19 protein-coding genes are annotated in these 17849 nt (G+C 66.0%); 10 read left to right on the top strand and 9 right to left on the bottom strand.

The features are described from left to right. The first annotated feature begins 109 nt into the window (after positions 1–109). Positions 110–1450 carry an alkaline phosphatase D family protein gene (locus VJ673_RS14690; RefSeq protein ID WP_324126878.1) on the top strand — a complete coding sequence of 447 codons (1341 nt, stop codon included), beginning with the start codon at positions 110–112 and terminating at the stop codon, positions 1448–1450. Positions 1451–1477: 27 nt separating this feature from the next. Here the strand turns inward: VJ673_RS14690 and VJ673_RS14695 are convergent, their stop codons facing one another. The 3 genes from VJ673_RS14695 to VJ673_RS14705 all read right to left on the bottom strand — a co-directional run bounded on the left by VJ673_RS14695 (position 1478) and on the right by VJ673_RS14705 (position 3166). Continuing rightward, positions 1478–2308: a class I SAM-dependent methyltransferase gene (locus VJ673_RS14695; protein WP_324126879.1), complete on the bottom strand. Its 831-nt coding sequence runs from the start codon at positions 2306–2308 to the stop codon at positions 1478–1480. A gap of 125 nt (positions 2309–2433) precedes the next feature. After that, entirely contained in the window at positions 2434–2634 is a 201-nt protein-coding gene (locus VJ673_RS24660; RefSeq protein WP_324126880.1) for a type 2 periplasmic-binding domain-containing protein, read from the bottom strand. 40 nt (positions 2635–2674) lie between these two features. Further along, positions 2675–3166 carry a LysR family transcriptional regulator gene (locus VJ673_RS14705; protein WP_324126881.1) on the bottom strand — a complete coding sequence of 164 codons (492 nt, stop codon included), beginning with the start codon at positions 3164–3166 and terminating at the stop codon, positions 2675–2677. A 61-nt stretch (positions 3167–3227) separates the two neighbouring features. Between VJ673_RS14705 and VJ673_RS14710 the strand changes: the two genes are divergently transcribed. Together VJ673_RS14710 and VJ673_RS14715 are read left to right on the top strand one after the other, a co-directional pair. Further along, positions 3228–3947: a carbonic anhydrase family protein gene (locus VJ673_RS14710; protein WP_324126912.1), complete on the top strand. Its 720-nt coding sequence runs from the start codon at positions 3228–3230 to the stop codon at positions 3945–3947. A 91-nt stretch (positions 3948–4038) separates the two neighbouring features. Next, entirely contained in the window at positions 4039–4755 is a 717-nt protein-coding gene (locus VJ673_RS14715) for a VIT1/CCC1 transporter family protein (RefSeq protein ID WP_324126882.1), read from the top strand. A 29-nt stretch (positions 4756–4784) separates the two neighbouring features. Here VJ673_RS14715 and VJ673_RS14720 read toward each other — a convergent pair whose 3' ends face one another. Further along, positions 4785–5231, bottom strand: a complete 447-nt coding sequence (locus VJ673_RS14720; protein ID WP_324126883.1) for a hypothetical protein — start codon at positions 5229–5231, stop codon at positions 4785–4787. A 240-nt stretch (positions 5232–5471) separates the two neighbouring features. Here VJ673_RS14720 and VJ673_RS14725 point away from each other — a divergent pair, with 240 nt between their 5' ends. Together VJ673_RS14725 and VJ673_RS14730 are read left to right on the top strand one after the other, a co-directional pair. Continuing rightward, entirely contained in the window at positions 5472–6662 is a 1191-nt protein-coding gene (locus tag VJ673_RS14725) for a benzoate/H(+) symporter BenE family transporter (RefSeq protein ID WP_324126884.1), read from the top strand. A 92-nt stretch (positions 6663–6754) separates the two neighbouring features. Further along, a complete protein-coding gene (locus tag VJ673_RS14730; RefSeq protein WP_324126885.1) occupies positions 6755–7234 on the top strand; it encodes a VOC family protein in 480 nt (159 codons plus the stop codon). 44 nt (positions 7235–7278) lie between these two features. Here the strand turns inward: VJ673_RS14730 and VJ673_RS14735 are convergent, their stop codons facing one another. Beyond that, positions 7279–7530, bottom strand: a complete 252-nt coding sequence (locus VJ673_RS14735) for a GlsB/YeaQ/YmgE family stress response membrane protein (RefSeq protein WP_324126886.1) — start codon at positions 7528–7530, stop codon at positions 7279–7281. A gap of 154 nt (positions 7531–7684) precedes the next feature. On the opposite strand from VJ673_RS14735, the gene VJ673_RS14740 reads away from it, so the two are divergent. Then, positions 7685–8158, top strand: coding sequence for a YidB family protein (locus tag VJ673_RS14740; protein WP_324126887.1), 474 nt, complete (start codon positions 7685–7687; stop codon positions 8156–8158). A 16-nt stretch (positions 8159–8174) separates the two neighbouring features. Here VJ673_RS14740 and VJ673_RS14745 read toward each other — a convergent pair whose 3' ends face one another. Further along, a complete protein-coding gene (locus tag VJ673_RS14745; protein WP_324126888.1) occupies positions 8175–8798 on the bottom strand; it encodes a cysteine hydrolase family protein in 624 nt (207 codons plus the stop codon). A 127-nt stretch (positions 8799–8925) separates the two neighbouring features. On the opposite strand from VJ673_RS14745, the gene VJ673_RS14750 reads away from it, so the two are divergent. Continuing rightward, on the top strand, positions 8926–9909 hold the full coding sequence (locus VJ673_RS14750; protein WP_324126889.1) for a GlxA family transcriptional regulator: 984 nt from the start codon (positions 8926–8928) through the stop codon (positions 9907–9909). A 29-nt stretch (positions 9910–9938) separates the two neighbouring features. Here VJ673_RS14750 and VJ673_RS14755 read toward each other — a convergent pair whose 3' ends face one another. Both VJ673_RS14755 and VJ673_RS14760 read right to left on the bottom strand, forming a co-directional pair. Beyond that, positions 9939–11315 (bottom strand): MFS transporter, encoded by a 1377-nt coding sequence (locus VJ673_RS14755; RefSeq protein WP_324126890.1) that lies wholly within the window; start codon positions 11313–11315, stop codon positions 9939–9941. A 61-nt stretch (positions 11316–11376) separates the two neighbouring features. Next, complete coding sequence (locus tag VJ673_RS14760; protein ID WP_324126891.1) at positions 11377–12546, bottom strand: M20 aminoacylase family protein; 1170 nt, start codon at positions 12544–12546, stop codon at positions 11377–11379. A 120-nt stretch (positions 12547–12666) separates the two neighbouring features. Between VJ673_RS14760 and VJ673_RS14765 the strand changes: the two genes are divergently transcribed. After that, positions 12667–13557: a LysR substrate-binding domain-containing protein gene (locus VJ673_RS14765; RefSeq protein ID WP_324126892.1), complete on the top strand. Its 891-nt coding sequence runs from the start codon at positions 12667–12669 to the stop codon at positions 13555–13557. Here VJ673_RS14765 and VJ673_RS14770 read toward each other — a convergent pair whose 3' ends face one another. Continuing rightward, a complete protein-coding gene (locus VJ673_RS14770; protein WP_324126894.1) occupies positions 13558–14409 on the bottom strand; it encodes a LysR substrate-binding domain-containing protein in 852 nt (283 codons plus the stop codon). A 135-nt stretch (positions 14410–14544) separates the two neighbouring features. On the opposite strand from VJ673_RS14770, the gene gcvH reads away from it, so the two are divergent. Both gcvH and gcvP read left to right on the top strand, forming a co-directional pair. Further along, complete coding sequence (gene gcvH, locus VJ673_RS14775; RefSeq protein WP_324126895.1) at positions 14545–14910, top strand: glycine cleavage system protein GcvH; 366 nt, start codon at positions 14545–14547, stop codon at positions 14908–14910. 36 nt (positions 14911–14946) lie between these two features. Next, complete coding sequence (gene gcvP, locus VJ673_RS14780) at positions 14947–17838, top strand: aminomethyl-transferring glycine dehydrogenase (RefSeq protein ID WP_324126896.1); 2892 nt, start codon at positions 14947–14949, stop codon at positions 17836–17838. Positions 17839–17849 lie beyond the last annotated feature (11 nt).

Raw genomic sequence — 17849 nt, forward strand, 5'->3', positions numbered from 1 at the left:
TGGCACCCCGTTGTTCAGCGCCAGGGGCCGATCGGGACTCCGTTCGCTGTGCCGCGCGGTGCGCGTCGCCCGGTCCGCTCTCCTATTGTGTCGCGGGCTCGCATGGGGCGTGCTGTCGCGCCTCGCGCTGCCCTGGCTACTGGCATTGCACGCGGCCGGCGCCAGTGCTGCCACCCTGGCGGGCGGCCCGATGGCCGGGCCCGCGACGTCGGAGCACGTCGGCGTGTGGCTGATGACCAATGCCCCCGCACAGGTGCAGGTCGAGTATTGGCCGCAGGGGCAGCCCGACAGTGCGCGGCGCAGTGCACCTGTCGCCACCAGCGCAAGGGGTGGCCACATCGCGCGCGTCGACCTCGATGGTCTGTTGGCCGACACCCGCTACACCTATCGCGTGCTGCTCGACGGGGCTCCGGTCGAGTTCGGCGAGCAGCCCGCGTTCACGACCCCCCCGGCAGATCCGGCCGCGCCTCGCGAGCTCGTCATCGCCACCGGCTCGTGCAGCTACATCCCTGACTCTCCTTACGACCTCACGCAGAACTCCTTCGGCGCCGGCTTCGACATCTTCGACAGCATCGCGGCCCTGCGACCCGACGTGATGCTGTGGCTCGGCGACAGCATCTACTACCGCGACGAGGACTTGGCGAGCACGGACGAGGCCACCGTGCGGATGCAGGCGCGCTGGGCGGCCACGCGGAGCTTCGAGCCCTTGCAACGGCTGCTGCGCACCGGCCAGCATGTCGCGATCTGGGACGACCACGACTACGGCCCGAACAATTCCGACCGCGAATTCCCGCTCAAGGCGACGGCTCTGGAGCTGTTCCGGAACAACTGGACGAACCCCAGCTACGGGCTGCCCGGCTTGCCCGGCATCTTCAGCCGCGTGCCACTCGGCGACGTCGAACTCTTCCTGCTCGACGACCGTTACTACCGCGACGACGATGCCTCGGAGGACCCGGGGCGGACGATGCTCGGCGCGCAGCAGCTCGAGTGGCTCAAGAGTGCGCTGCGCGCCTCGCGCGCGACGTTCAAGTTGGTCGCCAACGGCAGCCGCATGCTCAGTGACCGTCCCTCCCCCGAGACGCTCGGCGGTGAAGGGTGGCACAACTTTCCGCGTGAGCGCCAGGCATTCCTCGACTGGCTCATCGCGCAGCGCATCGACGGCGTGTTCTTCCTCTCCGGCGACATCCACTACACCCACCTCACCGAGCGCGAACGCCCCGGCACCTACCCCCTGACGGAGCTGACCTGCTCGCCGCTGACCTCGCGCGTGCATCCGCGCCCTTTCCCGGTCCGCGAGGTGCCCGGGACCCTGGTGACGCAGCGCAACTTCTGCACCCTGGAATTCTCCGGTCCGGCGGGGGCGCGGCTGATGCGCGTCGCCGCGTGGAACGCCGCCGGGACGCGCCTGTGGCAGGCCGAGTTCCCGGCCGCACGGCTTCGCACGCCCTGAGCGCGACGCCTCTGCTGGGAGATCTCTTTATTTCGCTGAAACAATTTGCCCGAGGGAGATTCGCCCGTCTTGAAGGTTGCGGCCTTGGTTTTGCGCCATTTCACGGAAATCCTCGCCCATCAGCAAGTGGAATCCAAGCGCGGGAAAGCCTTCTCGGCGGATTCTCTCCACCACCTTTACAAACCATTCGCGCGCTTCCGCGGTCGTGTCTTTCCAGTCCGAGACCGTAAATCCAGAAGCACGAAGCAGATCACGCAATTCCTCCGGCGATACAAGAAAACTCGTGTCAGGCGTACGTGCCCACGGGACCGGGAACAGGACGGGGCCGGACGGGCCCGCAAGGACATCGTAGATTGCCAGCGTGCCCCCTGGTTTTAGAACGCGATACATTTCATCGTAAAGCCGGCGCTTGTCCGCAATGTTCATCGCCACGTGCTCAGTCCAGACGACGTCGAATTCATTGTCCTCGAACGGAAGATCGGTCGCATCACCCTGGCGATAGTCGACCAGCCCGTCGAGCCCAACCTTTTCGGTCAGCATCGACGCAACCTGACAATATTCGTCCGTTAAATCGATCCCCGTGACGCGGCAGCCAAATTCCTTCGCGAGGCAGCGGGAGGTTCCGCCAATGCCGCTGCCGATATCCAGTACGCGATTTGTCGAACGCAATCCTGCCGCCTGAGCAAGTTCTAGCGTCGCTGCTCGGCCGCGGATATGAAACTCGTCGATTGGAGCCAACTGCTCGAGAGAGAGCCGGTCTATATCTGCGCCCGCTTCTTCCAAGGCGGCAAGAATAACTTCAGCCAAGTCCTGGCGGCCGTAGTGGGTCTTTACTGCCTCGTTAACACCATGGGGCATATGCGTGTCCCTCCTCGGCTTGAAGTCGTCGTGCTGCGAGAACGTGGGTGTTTGGAAGACGGTGGGCCAGCTTTAATTCATAGATAGGCGGCGACCGCTTTGCAACTCTGACCGGACCTTGCCTGCTACACCCCCAACTCGCGCCGCTCACTCCATTCCAGCGCGGTCCGTTCGAGATGTTCGAGAAAGACGGCCGCAACGGGAGAGAGTCGTTTGCCGCGCGGATACAGGGTGAACCAGTGCGACTGAAGCGGGAAACCTGCCACGTCGAGAATCGTGATCTGATCGTCCGCAGGCCTCGCGGGCAGCGCGTGGCGCGAGATCACCGCGAGACCGAGGCCGCCCGCGACGGCCTGCTTGATGGCCTCATTGCTGCCCAGCGTGCTGTTCGAGGTCGAGGTTCTGCGGCGGCATCGACATGATGTAGAGATCGTCCCGATTTTCGCGCACGCGAGTAACCACACCGTCACGATTCAGAACCTCGAGCGAGATCTCGATGTTCGGATGCTCCCTGCAAAAGGTGCCCAGTAGCCGCGGCACGAAATACTTCGCGGTGCTCACCAAGGCGACGCGTAGCCGCCCCCGCTCCAGCCCCTTCATCGCATCAATGGTCTGCTCAAACGCGAGCCACTCGTCGAGCATCGTTCGCGCCGTCTCGGCAAGCGCCTCGCCCGCGGCGGTCAGGTGAAGGCGCTTGCCAATCTGCTCGTAGAGGGGGAGACCGACGGCGTCGGCGAGCTCGCGCAATTGCATCGACACCGTGGGCTGCGTGACGTGGCAGGCTTCCGCGGCCGCAGTGATGCTGCCGCGCTCGACCAGGGCCAGAAAGAGACGCAGCTGGCGAAAGGTGGCGCTCATAGGCATTTGTCGATGCAAATCATAACTAATATCGATTATTAATTATTTTAGCGCGTCGGTAATATTCGCGGCGATATCGACTGTTCCGAAGCAAGCTGCGACCCACATGAAAACTCATACGTCCCAAACCCAGGCCACCGTCACCCCGGCCCTCGCCCTACAGTTTCTCAAGGAAGGCAACGCCCGCTTCGTCAACAACCTGCGCGTCAGCCGCGACCTGTTGCAGCAGGCCAATGAAACGCGCGACGGCCAGTGGCCGTTTGCGACCATCGTGAGTTGTATCGACAGCCGCACGTCGGCCGAGCTCATCTTCGACCAAGGCCTCGGTGACATCTTTTCCGTGCGTATCGCCGGCAACGTGATCAACACCGACATCATCGGCAGCCTCGAGTTTGCGTGCCATGTGGCCGGGTCGAAGCTCATCGTGGTGCTTGCGCACACGTCCTGCGGTGCTATCAAGGGCGCATGTGACCATGTGGAGCTGGGCAACCTGACCGAGCTGCTGTCGAAGATCCAGCCAGCCGTGTACGAAGAAAGCCAGACCCCGGACCCGGCGATGCGCAATTCGAAGAACATAGCGTTCGTCGAGAATGTTGCCGACCTGAACGTGCGCCGCTCGGTGCGCTCGATCATCAACCGCAGCTATATCCTCGAACACATGATCGCCGCCGGCAAGGTGGGCATCATCGGCGCAAAACACGACCTGGCCAGCGGCGAAGTGACGTTCTTTGGCGATACGTGGTTGCACGACAAGGCGTCGATGGGGAATGTCGCCGGCTAGTTGTACTTTTGTGCTTCCGGCCTTGCTGCCTGTATCCGCGTCACCTATGCCTGCATAATGATTTGTCCCGGCGAGACAGGAGACTCAAGGCATGGACAATCGACCACAGGCTTCCGCTCGGCCGAAACACCCCGAAGGCCATCGCACCAAGCGCATCGGCTGGCTGCGTGCCGCGGTGCTGGGAGCGAACGACGGCATCGTGTCCACAGGCAGTCTTATCCTGGGCGTGGCGGCCGCCGAGGCGGCGCGGGGGAGCGTGCTGATCGCGGGCGTTGCCGGGTTGGTGGCCGGGACGTTGTCGATGGCGGCGGGGGAGTATGTGTCGGTGCAGTCGCAGGCGGATACCGAACAGGCCGACATCGACATCGAGCGGCGCGAGCTCAGGCGGGATGCGGTCGGCGAGCGGCGTGAGCTGGCGGCGATCTATGTTCGTCGGGGTGTCGAGCCGGCCCTGGCCGATGTGGTGGCGGAGCAGCTGATGGCGCGCGACGCCCTCGGCGCCCACATTCGGGATGAGCTGGGCATCTCGAGCCAGTTGCGGGCGCGTCCGCTTCAGGCCGCGTTGGCGTCGGCAGCCAGTTTCGCGAGCGGGGCGGCGCTGCCGCTGCTGGTGGCGGCGTTCGGCCCGCCGGACGCGCTCCAGCCCCTGGTCGCGTTGTTCTCACTGGTGTTTCTCGCCGTGCTCGGCGGCATTGCCGCCCAGGCGGGCGGGGCGCCGGTCGTGAAGGGAGCCTGTCGCGTGACCTTTTGGGGGGTACTGGCGATGGCCGTGACAACCGGCGTCGGAGCGCTGCTGGGAGTGGGGTAGGGCGGGGTGGGGCGCTGGCCTGCACGTGATCAGCGGGCGTGGAGCCCCTGCTCGATTTGCGGCACCAATCCTTCGAGGACCGCTTTCAGCTCGTACTTTTCCCTGTCGATCTCTCCTCGCGTACGGAAGCCGAGGCGGCGCAATATCGGCAGCGGCGGGCACCAGCCCTGGACGCCGTGCTGGAAGAGAAATGCCAGGACGACGGCAGGGAGCGCGAGCCAGCGCTTATTCATCGTAACTCCCAAAGCGAGCCCGGTCATTGCGATGATAGGCGCATTGACCTCCAGTGCCCGCTCGATGTCCCACTCACTGTCGAGCTCATCGATCCGCCTCTGGATCTCGTCCCGGTCGGCAGCTGCATAGCGCCGGATATTGGCATCGGTCAAACGATCGATTTTCAAATTCACTCGCGCAGCAGTGGACCGGCGAACCCGGTCTGCGCTGTCAGCGGAAGCATGTTCGGATTGATAAAGCATTTCCCTCTCTCCTCGTCGAAGCTCAAACGTGCTCTCGGGCCGGGCAGGAGTTACATGCGTCAATGCAGCATTTATATCGGCGATGTTGAGCGCAGGCAGCGTGCGGCCCCGGCATCCGTGGTCTGCAAACGGCGTGCCGCAAGGATCCCGGATACATCCATACCGATAGCGCGCGTTGCTATGCTGGCGTTTGTGCGTTATAGCGCTGGATTTTTTCAATTACGCCGGAAAGGGCGAAACATGAGCAAGCAAGACACCGCGTCGGGCATCACAGGTCATTTTCCGCACCTCGCGGCCGGCTTCATCGCGGTGCTGGTCGGCTACACAAGTTCGGCCGCGATCGTCTTCCAGGCTGCCCACGCGGTCGGGGCCACGCCGTCGCAGCTTGCGTCCTGGCTTTGGGCGCTCGGGCTGGGAATGGGCGTAACCTGCATCGGACTGTCGTTGCGCTACCGCACGCCCATCCTCACCGCGTGGTCGACGCCGGGCGCCGCACTGCTCGCGACGGGGCTCGTCGGGGTACCGATGAGCGAGGCGATCGGCGCCTTCCTTTTCGCTTCCGGACTGATGGCGGTGCTCGGTTTCAGTGGCGGCTTCGAACGCATCATGCGCCACGTGCCGCCGTCGATCGCCGCGGCGATGCTCGCCGGCGTGCTGCTGCGCTTCGGCCTCGGTGCGTTTTCCTCGCTCGGGGCCAATCTCTCGCTCGTCGGGACGATGATCGTCGTCTTCTTCGCCGGACGCCGGCTCTGGCCGCGCTATGCGGTTCCGCTGGCTTTCCTTGCCGGGCTGGGGGTCGCCGCGGCCAGCGGCAGCATTGCAGTCGGCGAAATCCGCTGGGAGTTGTCGGCGCCGGAATTCGTGATGCCGGGCTTTTCGCTCCAGACCTTGATCGGCGTCGGTCTGCCGCTCTTCATGGTCACGCTCGCCTCGCAGAACGTGCCCGGGTTGGCGGTGCTGCGTGCGAATGGTTATACGACGCCCGCTTCGCCCTTGCTGGGCTGGACCGGTGTCACCGGCCTCGTGCTGGCGCCGTTCGGCGGCTTCTCGTTCAACCTGGCCGCGATCACGGCGGCGATCTGCATGAGCCGCGACGCGGATCCCGACCCGGCGAAGCGCTATCTCGCGTCGATCTGGGCCGGCGGCATCTACCTTCTCACGGGCGTCGGCGGGGCCACGGTGGCGAGCCTTCTCGCCGCAATTCCGAACGCCCTGGTCGTGGCCATCGCGGGGCTCGCGTTGATGGCCACGATCGGTGGCAGCCTGACGACCGCGCTCGCCCACGAGGAAGAGCGCGAAGCCGCCGTCGTCACCTTCCTCGTGACGGCGTCGGGCCTGACGCTTTTCGGTATCGGAAGCGCATTCTGGGGGCTCGTGTTTGGTTACCTTGCGACCCACGTGTTGCGTCGGCCCCGGCGCCTGCCTGCGTAGTCCCTGGAAATCGTCCTTTCCCGGCTTGCCGGAGAACTCCGAGCAGCTTTCGTCACTCGATACCTATACCCATGACGAAATGGAGAACGAACATGCTGAGCAAGAACACGATTTGCCTCTGGTACGACGGCACGGCCCTGGAAGCCGCCGAGTTCTATGCGAAGACGTTCCCGAACAGCGGGGTGGGCGCGATTCTTCGCGCGCCCGGTGATTATCCCTCGGGCAAGGAGGGCGATGTCCTGACGGTCGAATTCACCGTGATGGGCATCCCCTGCCTTGGGCTGAACGGCGGCCCGGCCTTCACACACAGCGAAGCCTTCTCGTTCCAGATCGCGACCGACGACCAGGCCGAAACCGATCGCCTGTGGAATGCGATCGTCAGCAACGGCGGCGAGGAAAGTGAGTGCGGCTGGTGCAAGGACAAATGGGGCTTGTCGTGGCAGATCACGCCGCGGGCGCTGACGGACGCGATCGCGGATCCGGACCGGGCGGCCGCCAAGCGCGCCTTCGACGCGATGATGCAGATGGGAAAGATCGACATCGCCACGATCGAAGCCGCGCGACGGGGGTGAGGATTCTCTCGCATGGCGGGGCGCGGGATCCGCGCCCCTGACCGTCAGTGCCGTCTTGCGATCATTCCCCAGGCAAACAGAACGACCAGGGCGCCGACTATGGCGCCCACGAGCCCGGCTCCTTCGCCCGGGGAGTACCAGCCGAGCGCCTGCCCGAGATAGCTCGCGACCATTGCACCGACGACGCCAAGAATCGTCGTCAAGACAAATCCCGATGGCTCGTTGTTCCCGGGCATGAGGAACTTGGCGATGACACCGGCGACAAACCCAACAATGATTGTCCAGATGATACCCATGGCTTTCTCCTTCGAGGCGTTCGGCGACGGCCGAGTTGTGACATAGGGACCCGTTGGACAGTCGATTTCTTGAATTGGCACGGCAGCTCCCGGTTTTATCGGGCGAGCGGCTGGTCCAACTTGATGCCTGAAGGAGAACGAAATGAGCCGAGGAATGCCGTCGATGGTTGCCCTTTTGGGACTTCTTGCGGCCGCGGGCTTTCAGAATCGTGACAAGATCGCCGAAGTGCTGGGCGGGCTGAAGCAGGGGGCCGGCGCAGGGCCGGGCGCGACCAATGCGCCGGCAGGACAGGGGGGCGTGCTTGGGAATCTGGGCGGGTTCGCCGGTGGTGCGGGCATCGGAAGTGTCCTGAGCGGCGGACTGCGCGACCTGATCGAACGCTTCAGGCAGAACGGCCAAGGGGACGCGGCGGAGTCCTGGGTCAAGCCGGGCCCAAACCAGACCCTCGCGCCGAACCAGCTCGAACAAGCGATCGGCCCGGACGTGCTGGAGAGCCTCTCCGAGAAAACCGGGCTTTCGCGGGAAGAGTTGCTGTCCCGGCTGTCGCGCGAATTGCCGACGGCGGTGGACAAACTCACACCCGAAGGCCGGCTGCCCACGGAAGACGAGGCAGCACGGCTGATCTGAGCGGGCGAGCAGCGGCTTACGCGAGTCCCTTCGCGCGGCGGTTGGAGAGGTAGACGTTGTCGCGCGGGATTGCTGCACCGTCCCGCACGGCGACCGCCCAGTTCGCGGTGCTGGTCACTGCCGCGAAGTTCGAATGGAACACGGTGCTGAACACGCGGTGGATTTCTTCCGCGCTCGCCTTGCCGGCGGCGTTCTCGTAGGGGAGTGAGCCGGTCGCGTCGGCCAGGAATTCGACGGTCAGTCCGTGGTGATAGGCATGGAAGATCGTCGAAGCGTCGCAGTTGTGGGTCATGTAGCCGACGACGGTCAGCGTATCGATCCGGTTGGCCGCCAGCCACTCAGCCAGATCCGTTCCGGCGAAAGCGCTTGCCAGGGTCTTGCTGATCCGGTGGTCTGCGGGGCGTTCGCCTACGGTGGGATGCAGCTGCCAGGTCTCCGAGCCCTTCGCGAACACAGGCGAAGTTTCGGGGGCGTCGTGCTGGACGACGATTACCGGGATGCCTGCGGCGCGCGCGGTGTCCATCGCCAGCGTAATGTTGGGCAGCGAGGTTTCGACCGGCGGGAATTCGATCTTCAGCTGGCCGGTGAAATATTCATTCTGTACGTCGATCACGAGCAGGGCGCGGCGAGGGGCGGTCATTTGAGTCTCCGGTAATGGGTGTGGGCGGGTTGATTGTGTGCCCGGCCCGTATCATGAAAAAGTGGCCCGAATGCCATCATGCGTTAGAATCGGGCCATTCTTGAAGTCTGCCCCGCCGAGGCCGTTCATGCAGCCCGTTCGCGTCGCCGTCCTTGCGTTCGACGACATCAGCCTCTTCCATTTGTCGGTGCCCGGCCTCGTCCTCGGAGGCGATCGGTCGTCTTGCGGGCTCCCGCCTTACGACTTGCGCTATTGCGCTCCGGCGCCGGGCCGCGTGCGCTGTTCGCAGGGCGTGGAGATCGACGTGCCGGGCGGGCTCGATGCGATGTCGGACGCCGATCTCGTCATCGTGCCCTCCTGGAACGAGCCCGAGGTCCCGGCGCCTGCCGGGCTCACCGAGGCACTTCGCAGCGCCCACGGGCGCGGCGCGCAAATCGTCGGGCTGTGTCTCGGCGCCTTTGTGCTCGGTGACGCGGGCTTGCTGGATGGGCGGCGGGCGACGACGCATTGGGGATGGCGCGAGCTCTTCGCGCGGCGCTTTCCCAAAGCAGACTTCCGGCCCGACGTGTTGTACGTGGACGACGGCGAAATCGTCACGTCGGCCGGCACGGTGGCGGCGATCGATTGCTGCCTCAATCTCGTGCGCGAGCGCCACGGCGCGGACGTGGCCAACCGGGTCGCGCGCCTGCTGGTGACGCCGCCGCATCGGCAGGGCGGTCAGGCGCAGTTCGTCGAGCAGCCGGTGCCGGAGCTGCCCAGCGAGAGTCGCTTGCCCGGCGTGCTTGAGTGGGCGCGCGAACGGCTCGGGGAGCCGCTTTCGCTCGACGTGCTGGCGGATGCCGCGCATATGAGCCGTCGCACCTTCACCCGGCGTTTCCGCGACGCGACCGGGACGACGGTCACGACGTGGCTCGCGGCGGAGCGCGTTGCGCGGGCGCAGCAACTGCTGGAAACGAGCGATTTGCCGATCGAGCGCATCGCCGCGGAGGTCGGTTTCGGCACCGCCTTGTCGCTACGCCAGCACTTTGCCGCGCAGATGGGCACGAATCCTTCGGCCTATCGACGGGCCTTCTGCGACGGCCGCGGCGCGGATCCCCGCGACAAGGGCTAGGGGATCCGGCGCCGATTTTGTTTGTCGCCTCAGGCGGACTGATGAGCCGTCCGGCTCGTCATCGTGATCGCGGGCTGGCGAGCGGTCTGCGTGACGCCGCTCTCCTCGTCGACCGCGGCAAGGTGCGCGACGTGCGTACGGTCGGTCAGGAAGAGCGCGGCGACGAAGCCGAGCGCAGACGCGAACATCACGTAGAACACCGGCGCAATCGCGATGCCGGTCGTATGGATCAGCCAGGTCACGATGAATTGCGCGAAGCCGCCGAACACCATCACCGCGACGTTGTACGCGAGCGCAAGACCCGTCGAGCGCACGCCGGCCGGGAACTGTTCGGCCATCACGGCGGAGATCGGCCCGAAGTAGACCGCGAGCAGGACGCACAACACGATCTGCATCGTGACGAGGCGCTCGAAGGAGGGTGCGGCGTGCACCCAGGCGAGCAGCGGGTAGGAGGCGACGAGCAGGCCGGCCGTGGCGATGACGACCAGCACCTTGCGGCCAACGCGATCGGACAGGGCGCCGAACACCGGCATCAGGATCGTCAGCAGCGCGACGGCGATCACCTGGGCGGTGAAGGCATCGCCGAGCGGCAGGCCCAGTTGCTTGGTCGCAAAGGTCGGCATGTAGACGAGGATCACGTAGAAGCCGACCGTGCCGCACACCGTCACGCCCGTCACGGCGAAGACTTCGCGCAGGTGGTTGCGCAGCATGCGGCCGAGCGACTGCTTTTCGCTGGGGGCCTGATGGGCTTCGAGGAAGGCTTCCGTTTCCGACAGGTGGCGGCGGATCCACAGGCCGACCGGCCCGATCAGCAGGCCGATCATGAAGGGGACGCGCCAGCCCCAGGCGTCGAGCGCCTCGGGCGACAGGTTGCGCGAGATCAGCGCAGTCACGCCTGCGCCGCAGAACACGGCGATGCCCTGTCCGAACATCTGCCACGAACCGTAGAGCCCGCGGCGGTTGGGTGGGGCGCTTTCGATCAGGAAGGAGGTCGCGCTGGCGAATTCGCCTCCGGTCGCGAAGCCCTGCAGCAGGCGCGCGAGCACGATCAGCAGCGGTCCGGCCATGCCAATCGCGGCGTACGGCGGGGCGAAGGCGATCAATGCGATCGCGACCGTCATCATGGCGATGATGAGCTGCAGCGCCGCCTTGCGGCCCTTGCGGTCGGCATACACGCCGAGCAGGATGCCGCCGACGGGGCGCATGAAGAAGCCGACGCCGAAGGTTGCGGTCGCCATCAGCAGCGAGCTGTATTCGCTGTCGGCGGGGAAGAACAGGCGCGAGATCACGACGGCGAGGAAGCCGAAGACGATGAAGTCGTACCATTCGAGCGCGTTGCCGATGACGGCCGCGATGATCTGCCTGGTGGGCGGCGCGGCCCGCGTTGCGGTGTCCTGACTGCTCATTCTGGGTGTCTCCTCTTGTATAGGTATGTATGAGCTGTTGTTTTTTGCGGCGCCCTTGCGGTCAGCCGCTGAAGAAGCGCCTCGCGAGCGCCACCCAGAAGGCGGCGCCGGGCGCGAGGCAGGCGTCGTTGAAGTCGTAGCGGGGGTTGTGCACGCTGCACGGGCCGAGGTGCTCGCCGCCGCCGAAGCCGTTGTCGCCGTTGCCGATCAGCAGGTAGCAGCCGGGCACGCGCTGCAGCATGAAGGCGAAGTCCTCGCTGCCGCTGAGCGGAGCGGCGTTCGCGATAACCCGGTCGTCGCCGTGGAGTTCGCGTGCCACCTCGACGGCAAGCTGCGTTTCGGTACTGCTGTTCATGAGCACCGGGTAGCCGCGCTCGTACTCGATTTCGCATGCGACGCCGAAAGCCGCGGCCTGCGCCTGAACCAGTTCGCGGATGCGCGTTTCGAGGCGGTCGCGCACCTCGGGACGCAGCGCTCGCACGCTCAGTTCCATTTCCGCGGTCTCGGGGATGACGTTGTAGGTCTTGCCCGCCGCGAGGCGCCCGACGCTGATGACCGCCATGTCGACGGGATCGACGTTGCGACCGACGATGGACTGCAGCGCGAGCACCGTCGCGGCGGCGGGTAGTGTGGGGTCCGCGGCCATGTGGGGCAGGGCGCCGTGCCCGCCCTTGCCCTTGAAGCGGATCAGCACCTTGTCGGACGAGGCCATGAACGGACCGGGGCGAAGGCGGAAGTGGCCGGTCGGCACGCCCGGGTAGTTGTGCAGTCCGAAGATGGCGTCGCAGGGGAAGCGTTCGAAGAGACCTTCGTCGATCATGCGTTTCGCACCGCCGCCGCCGCCCAGTTCTTCGGCGGGCTGGAAGATCAGGTTCAGCGTGCCTGCGCCGGGAAGCTGACCCGCGCGGTGCAGGCGCCCGAACACTTCCGCCGCACCGAGCAGGATGGCGGTATGCCCGTCGTGGCCGCAGGCGTGCATGCGGCCCGCCGCCCGGCTCGCCCACGGCAGCCCGGTCTCTTCCTGTATCGGCAGCGCGTCCATGTCGGCGCGGATGCCCAGTCGCGGCCCGCCTTTGCCCCAGCGCAGCACCCCGACGACGCCCGTCGCGGCGATGCCGGTATGGACCTCGAAACCCCATGCCGCGAGCGAGTCGGCGACGAGCTTGCTGGTCGCGACCTCGTCGAAGCCGAGTTCGGGATTCTGGTGGATCGTGTGCCGCCAGGTCTTCATGGCGGCTTCGTCGGGGAGGACGGAGGCGGGTGTGTTCATGAACCAATAATAGGATTTGCAGTGTCGCGCGGAAGGCGGTAGTTTTTCCGAGATGACAACTTTTGGTGATCACGTACTGCGATGAAGGACCACCAGCTCAAGGCGCTCGTGCAGGTCGCCGACTCGGGCTCGATCCGCGCGGCGGCGAGGGCAATGCATCTCAGCCAGAGCGCGCTGACGAAGGCGTTGCGAGAGCTGGAGGAAGATGTCGGTGCCGAGTTGCTGACGCGCAGTTACAAGGGCATCGCCTTCACGCTCGCCGGACAGGCGCTGCTGGTCCGCGCACGCCTGGCGATCGCGACGCTGGAAAAGGCGCGCGAGGAGGTGCGCCTGTTGCGCGGTGGGGCCGGGGCGCGCATCGCCATCGCACTGACGCCCTTGGTCGCGGCGACGGTGCTGCCGCGCGTGCTGACAGAGTTCCGTCGCGTGCAGCCGGACGCGGCGCTGGCGCTCGAAGAGGGCCTTCTGACCAACGTGGTGCCGGGGCTCATCGAAGGCCGGCTCGATTTCGCGGTCGCGCTCGCGAATCCGCAGGACTTGCCCTACGAGGTGAGTTTCGAGGCGCTGGCTGAGGTTCCGGCCGCACCGGCCGGGCGCGTCGGCCATCCGCTCGCGCAAGCCCGCACGTGGGAGGCGTTGCGCGGCACGAGTTGGGTGCTGAACCTCGCCGAGGCCAGCCAGGGCAATCATCTGGTGCGTTGGCTCGCTGCGAATGGGATCGACCTGCCCGCCGACACCGTGCGCTGCGCGTCGCCGACGCTGATGCTCGAACTGATGCGCCGCACCGACCACGTCGGCTTCGGGCCGGTCGAACTGATCGAGGACCCGCTGTTCGGAGGCGGACTGCAGCGCTTCGCGGTCGAGCCGCTGCCGCCCCCGATGGCGCTCGGCATCCTGACGCTGCGCGGGGTGCCGCTGACTGTCGCGGCCAAGCCGTTGGCGGCGCTATTCGCGCGTCACTTACGCAAGTAACTATGCAAAGCTCGCCGCGATGTAGTCGGCAAGGCAGCGCGTCGCTTCGGTCACGGTCTCGGTCGGCATGTGAAGGCGCACGTCCAGTTCGCCCATCACCGGGAAGCCGTCGCGCTCTTCCAGCGCTCGCACGCCTTCGGGCACGGTGCTCGCCGCGAGTAGGGTCACGCCGAGACCGGCGCGCACGGCGGCGATGATGCCGCTGTAGCTGGAACTCGTGTAGGCCATACGCCACGCCCGCTCGGCACGGCTCAGCGCGTGGAGAACCCGGTTGCGGTAGATGCACGGCGGCGGCGCGAGCACCAGCGACAGGGGACGTTGCTGGTGGCGCGCATGATCCGGGCTGGTGATCCACACGAGCGGTTCCGTGTGCACCTTCGTGCCGCCGCTGAGCTCGGGTCCGTCATGCAAGGCGATCACCAGGTCGAATTCGCCTTTTTCCTGGCGTGCCAGCAGGTTCTTGCTCAGGTCGCAGGCGACTTCCAGCATCACAGCAGGGTGGGCCTGGGCGAACTTTCCGAGGATGACGGGCAGCAGTGAGGCGGTGTATTCATGCGGCGCGCCGAGCCGCACGCTGCCCGCGACCTTGGGGCGGTTGAGGCTGCTGACGGCCTCGTCGTTGAGCGCCAGCATTCGCCGCGCGTAATCGATCAGGATCGCGCCCTCGTCGGTGAGCTTCACGCGGTGCGTGCCGCGTACGAAAAGCGCCGCGTTCAGCATTTCTTCCAGCCTGCGCACCTGCAGGCTGACCGCCGACTGCGTTCGCCCGACGGCATCCCCCGCCCGCGTGAAGCTGCCCAGATCGACCGCCTTGACGAAGGTTCGCAACAGCTCGGTAGGGATGTTGAGCATTGTGACAGCCCCATTTGCGTTGGAAATGATTTCATTTCAACTATCAAAACCGCAAATGTCAATGCGTGGCTACGATTCAACCCGTAACGCAATTCCGCGGCATGTGCCGTAACCAACACGCATCAAGGAGACAGCATGAGCATCAAATTCACCGAAGACCACGAATGGCTGCGCGTCGAGGGCGACGTCGCCACCGTTGGTATCACCGAGTACGCGCAGAACGCCCTGGGCGACATCGTCTTCGTGCAACTGCCTGACGTCGACGCGCACTTCGGCACGGGCGACGAGGCCGCCGTCATCGAGTCGGTGAAGGCCGCGGGCGAGCTGAAGATGCCGCTCGCCGGCACGGTCGTCGAGGTAAACAGCGCGCTGGCCGAAGCCCCCGGCACCGTGAACGAAGATCCGCTGGGCGCCGGCTGGTTCATCCGCATCCGCCTCGACGATCCGTCCGCGCTCGACGGCCTGCTGGACCAGGCCGCCTACGAAAAGCTGACCGACTGATCGACACCTCCGACTCCCAACGGACATAGCCCCGCCATGAACATGAACGATACCCGCTTCCCCGCGACGCTCGCGCAGCTCGAGCAGCGCGACGATTTCGTCGGCCGCCACGTCGGCCCGGACGCGGCCGAGACGCAGGCGATGCTCGCCGCCCTCGGCCTCGATTCGCTCGACCAGCTCATCGACAAGGTGATCCCGGCCTCGATCCTGTCGCCTTCGCCCCTCCCTCTCCCCGAAGGCCTGAGCGAGGCCGCTGCGCTCGCCCAGCTGCGCGAGATCGCGGGGAAGAACCGGGTATTCCGTTCGTTCATCGGCACCGGCTACTACGACACCTACACCCCTGGCGTCGTGCTGCGCAACGTCCTCGAGAACCCGGCCTGGTACACCGCCTATACGCCGTACCAGCCGGAAATCTCGCAGGGCCGTCTGGAAGCGCTGCTCAACTTCCAGACGATGATCACCGACCTGACGGGCATGGAAATCGCCAACGCCTCGCTGCTCGACGAAGCGACCGCGGCGGCCGAGGCGATGACCTTCTGTCAGCGTCTCTCGAAGAATCCGGCCAAGGCCTTTTTCGTTTCGAGCGACTGCCACCCGCAGACCATCGAAGTCGTGCGTACCCGCGCCGAACCTCTGGGTTTCGAGGTCATCGTTGGTAACCCCGCGACCGAGCTCGACAAGCATGAATTCTTCGGCGTGCTGCTGCAGTACCCGGCCAGCACCGGCGAAGTTATCGACTACGCGGCCATCGTCGCCGCCGCCCACGCCAAGAAGGCGCTGGTCGTCGTCGCGGCGGATCTCCTCGCGCTGACGCTGCTGAAGTCGCCGGGTGAGCTCGGCGCGGACGTCGCGATCGGCACCACCCAGCGCTTCGGCATCCCGCTGGGCTTCGGCGGCCCGCACGCCGCGTACTTCGCGACCCTCGACGCGCACAAGCGCGTGATGCCGGGCCGTGTCGTCGGCGTGTCGATCGACAGCCACGGCAAGAAGGCCTACCGCCTCGCGATGCAGACGCGCGAACAGCACATCCGCCGCGAGAAGGCCACCTCCAACATCTGCACCGCGCAAGTGCTGCTGGCCGTGATGGCGAGCCTGTACGCCTGCTACCACGGTCCGAAGGGCCTGACGGCGATCGCCCGCCGCGTGCATCGCCTGACCGCAACCCTCGCCGCCGGCCTGCGCCGCGTCGGGGCCGAAGTCGTCACGAAGTCCTTCTTCGACACGATCGCCGTGCGCGTCGCCGATGCCTCAGCCGTCCATGCCGCTGCCCGGGCCAAGCAGATGAACCTGCGCGAGATCGACGCCACGACCGTCGGCATCTCGCTCGACGAAACCACGACCCGCGAAGACGTCGAGGCGCTGTGGGCGGTGTTCGCGAATGGCGCCGCCACTCCGGCGCAGTTGCCAGACTTCGCAGAAGTCGAGAACCTCGCGCCCGAAGCCCTGCCGGCCGGCCAGCTGCGCAACTCGGCGTTCCTGACGCACCCGGTGTTCAGCGCCTACCAGTCCGAAACCAAGATGCTGCGCTACCTGCGCGCGATGGCGGACAAGGACCTCGCGCTCGACCGCACGATGATCCCGCTGGGTTCGTGCACGATGAAGCTCAACGCGACCACCGAGATGATTCCCGTGACCTGGCGCGAGTTCGGCGGCATCCATCCCTTCGCGCCGGCCTACCAGACCCAGGGCTACGCCCAGCTCACCGCCGAACTGGAGCAGATGCTGTGCGCCTGCACCGGCTACGACGCCGTGTCGCTGCAGCCGAACGCCGGCTCGCAGGGTGAATACGCCGGTCTGCTGGCGATCCGCGCCTACCACGCGAGCCGGGGCGAGGCGCATCGTGACGTGTGCCTGATCCCGAGCTCCGCCCACGGCACCAACCCCGCGACCGCCAACATGGCTGGTATGCGCGTGGTCGTCGTCGCCTGCGACGACAATGGCAACGTCGATGTCGCCGACCTGAAGGCCAAGGCCGAGCAGCACGCGGAGAAGCTCGCGGCGATCATGATCACCTACCCCTCGACGCATGGCGTGTTCGAAACGGCGATCCGCGAGATCACCGAGATCGTGCATTCCTACGGCGGCCAGGTGTACATCGACGGCGCCAACATGAACGCGATGGTCGGCCTGTGCGGGCCGGGCAAGTTCGGCGGCGACGTGTCGCACCTGAACCTGCACAAGACCTTCTGCATCCCGCACGGCGGCGGCGGACCGGGCGTCGGCCCGATCGGCGTCAAGTCGCACCTCGCGCCCTTCCTCCCGGGCAACACCACGGGCGGCCTCAAGGGCATCGGCGCGGTCGCGGCCGCTCCGTACGGCAGCGCCAGCATCCTGCCGATCACCTGGACGTACATCACGCTGATGGGCCGCGACGGCGTGCGCGACGCGACCGTGATGGCAATCCTGAACGCGAACTACATGGCCGAGCGCCTCGATCCGCACTACCCGGTGCTGTATCGCGGCGAGAACGGCATGGTGGCGCACGAGTGCATCATCGACCTGCGTCCGCTCAAGGACTCGACCGGCGTCACTGTCGATGACGTCGCCAAGCGCCTGATCGACTTCGGCTTCCACGCGCCGACGATGTCCTTCCCGGTGCCCGGCACGCTGATGATCGAGCCGACCGAGAGCGAGTCCAAGGAAGAACTCGACCGCTTCTGCGACGCGATGATCGCGATCCGCCAGGAGATCGCCAAGGTCGGCAGCGGCGAGTACGACCCCAAGGACAACCCGCTGGTCAACGCCCCGCACACCGCGGAAGCCATCGCCGGCGAGTGGCCCCACCCGTACAGCCGCGAAGAGGCCGTGTATCCGCTCGCGAGCCTGCGCGCGAACAAGTACTGGTCGCCGGTCGGCCGGGTAGACAACGTGTATGGCGACCGCAACCTCGTGTGCGCCTGCCCGCCGATGTCCGACTACGAACAATAAGCCGAAGGAGA

The sequence above is a fragment of the Aromatoleum sp. genome (genome assembly GCF_035254505.1).
In the GTDB taxonomy this organism is placed as follows: domain Bacteria; phylum Pseudomonadota; class Gammaproteobacteria; order Burkholderiales; family Rhodocyclaceae; genus Aromatoleum.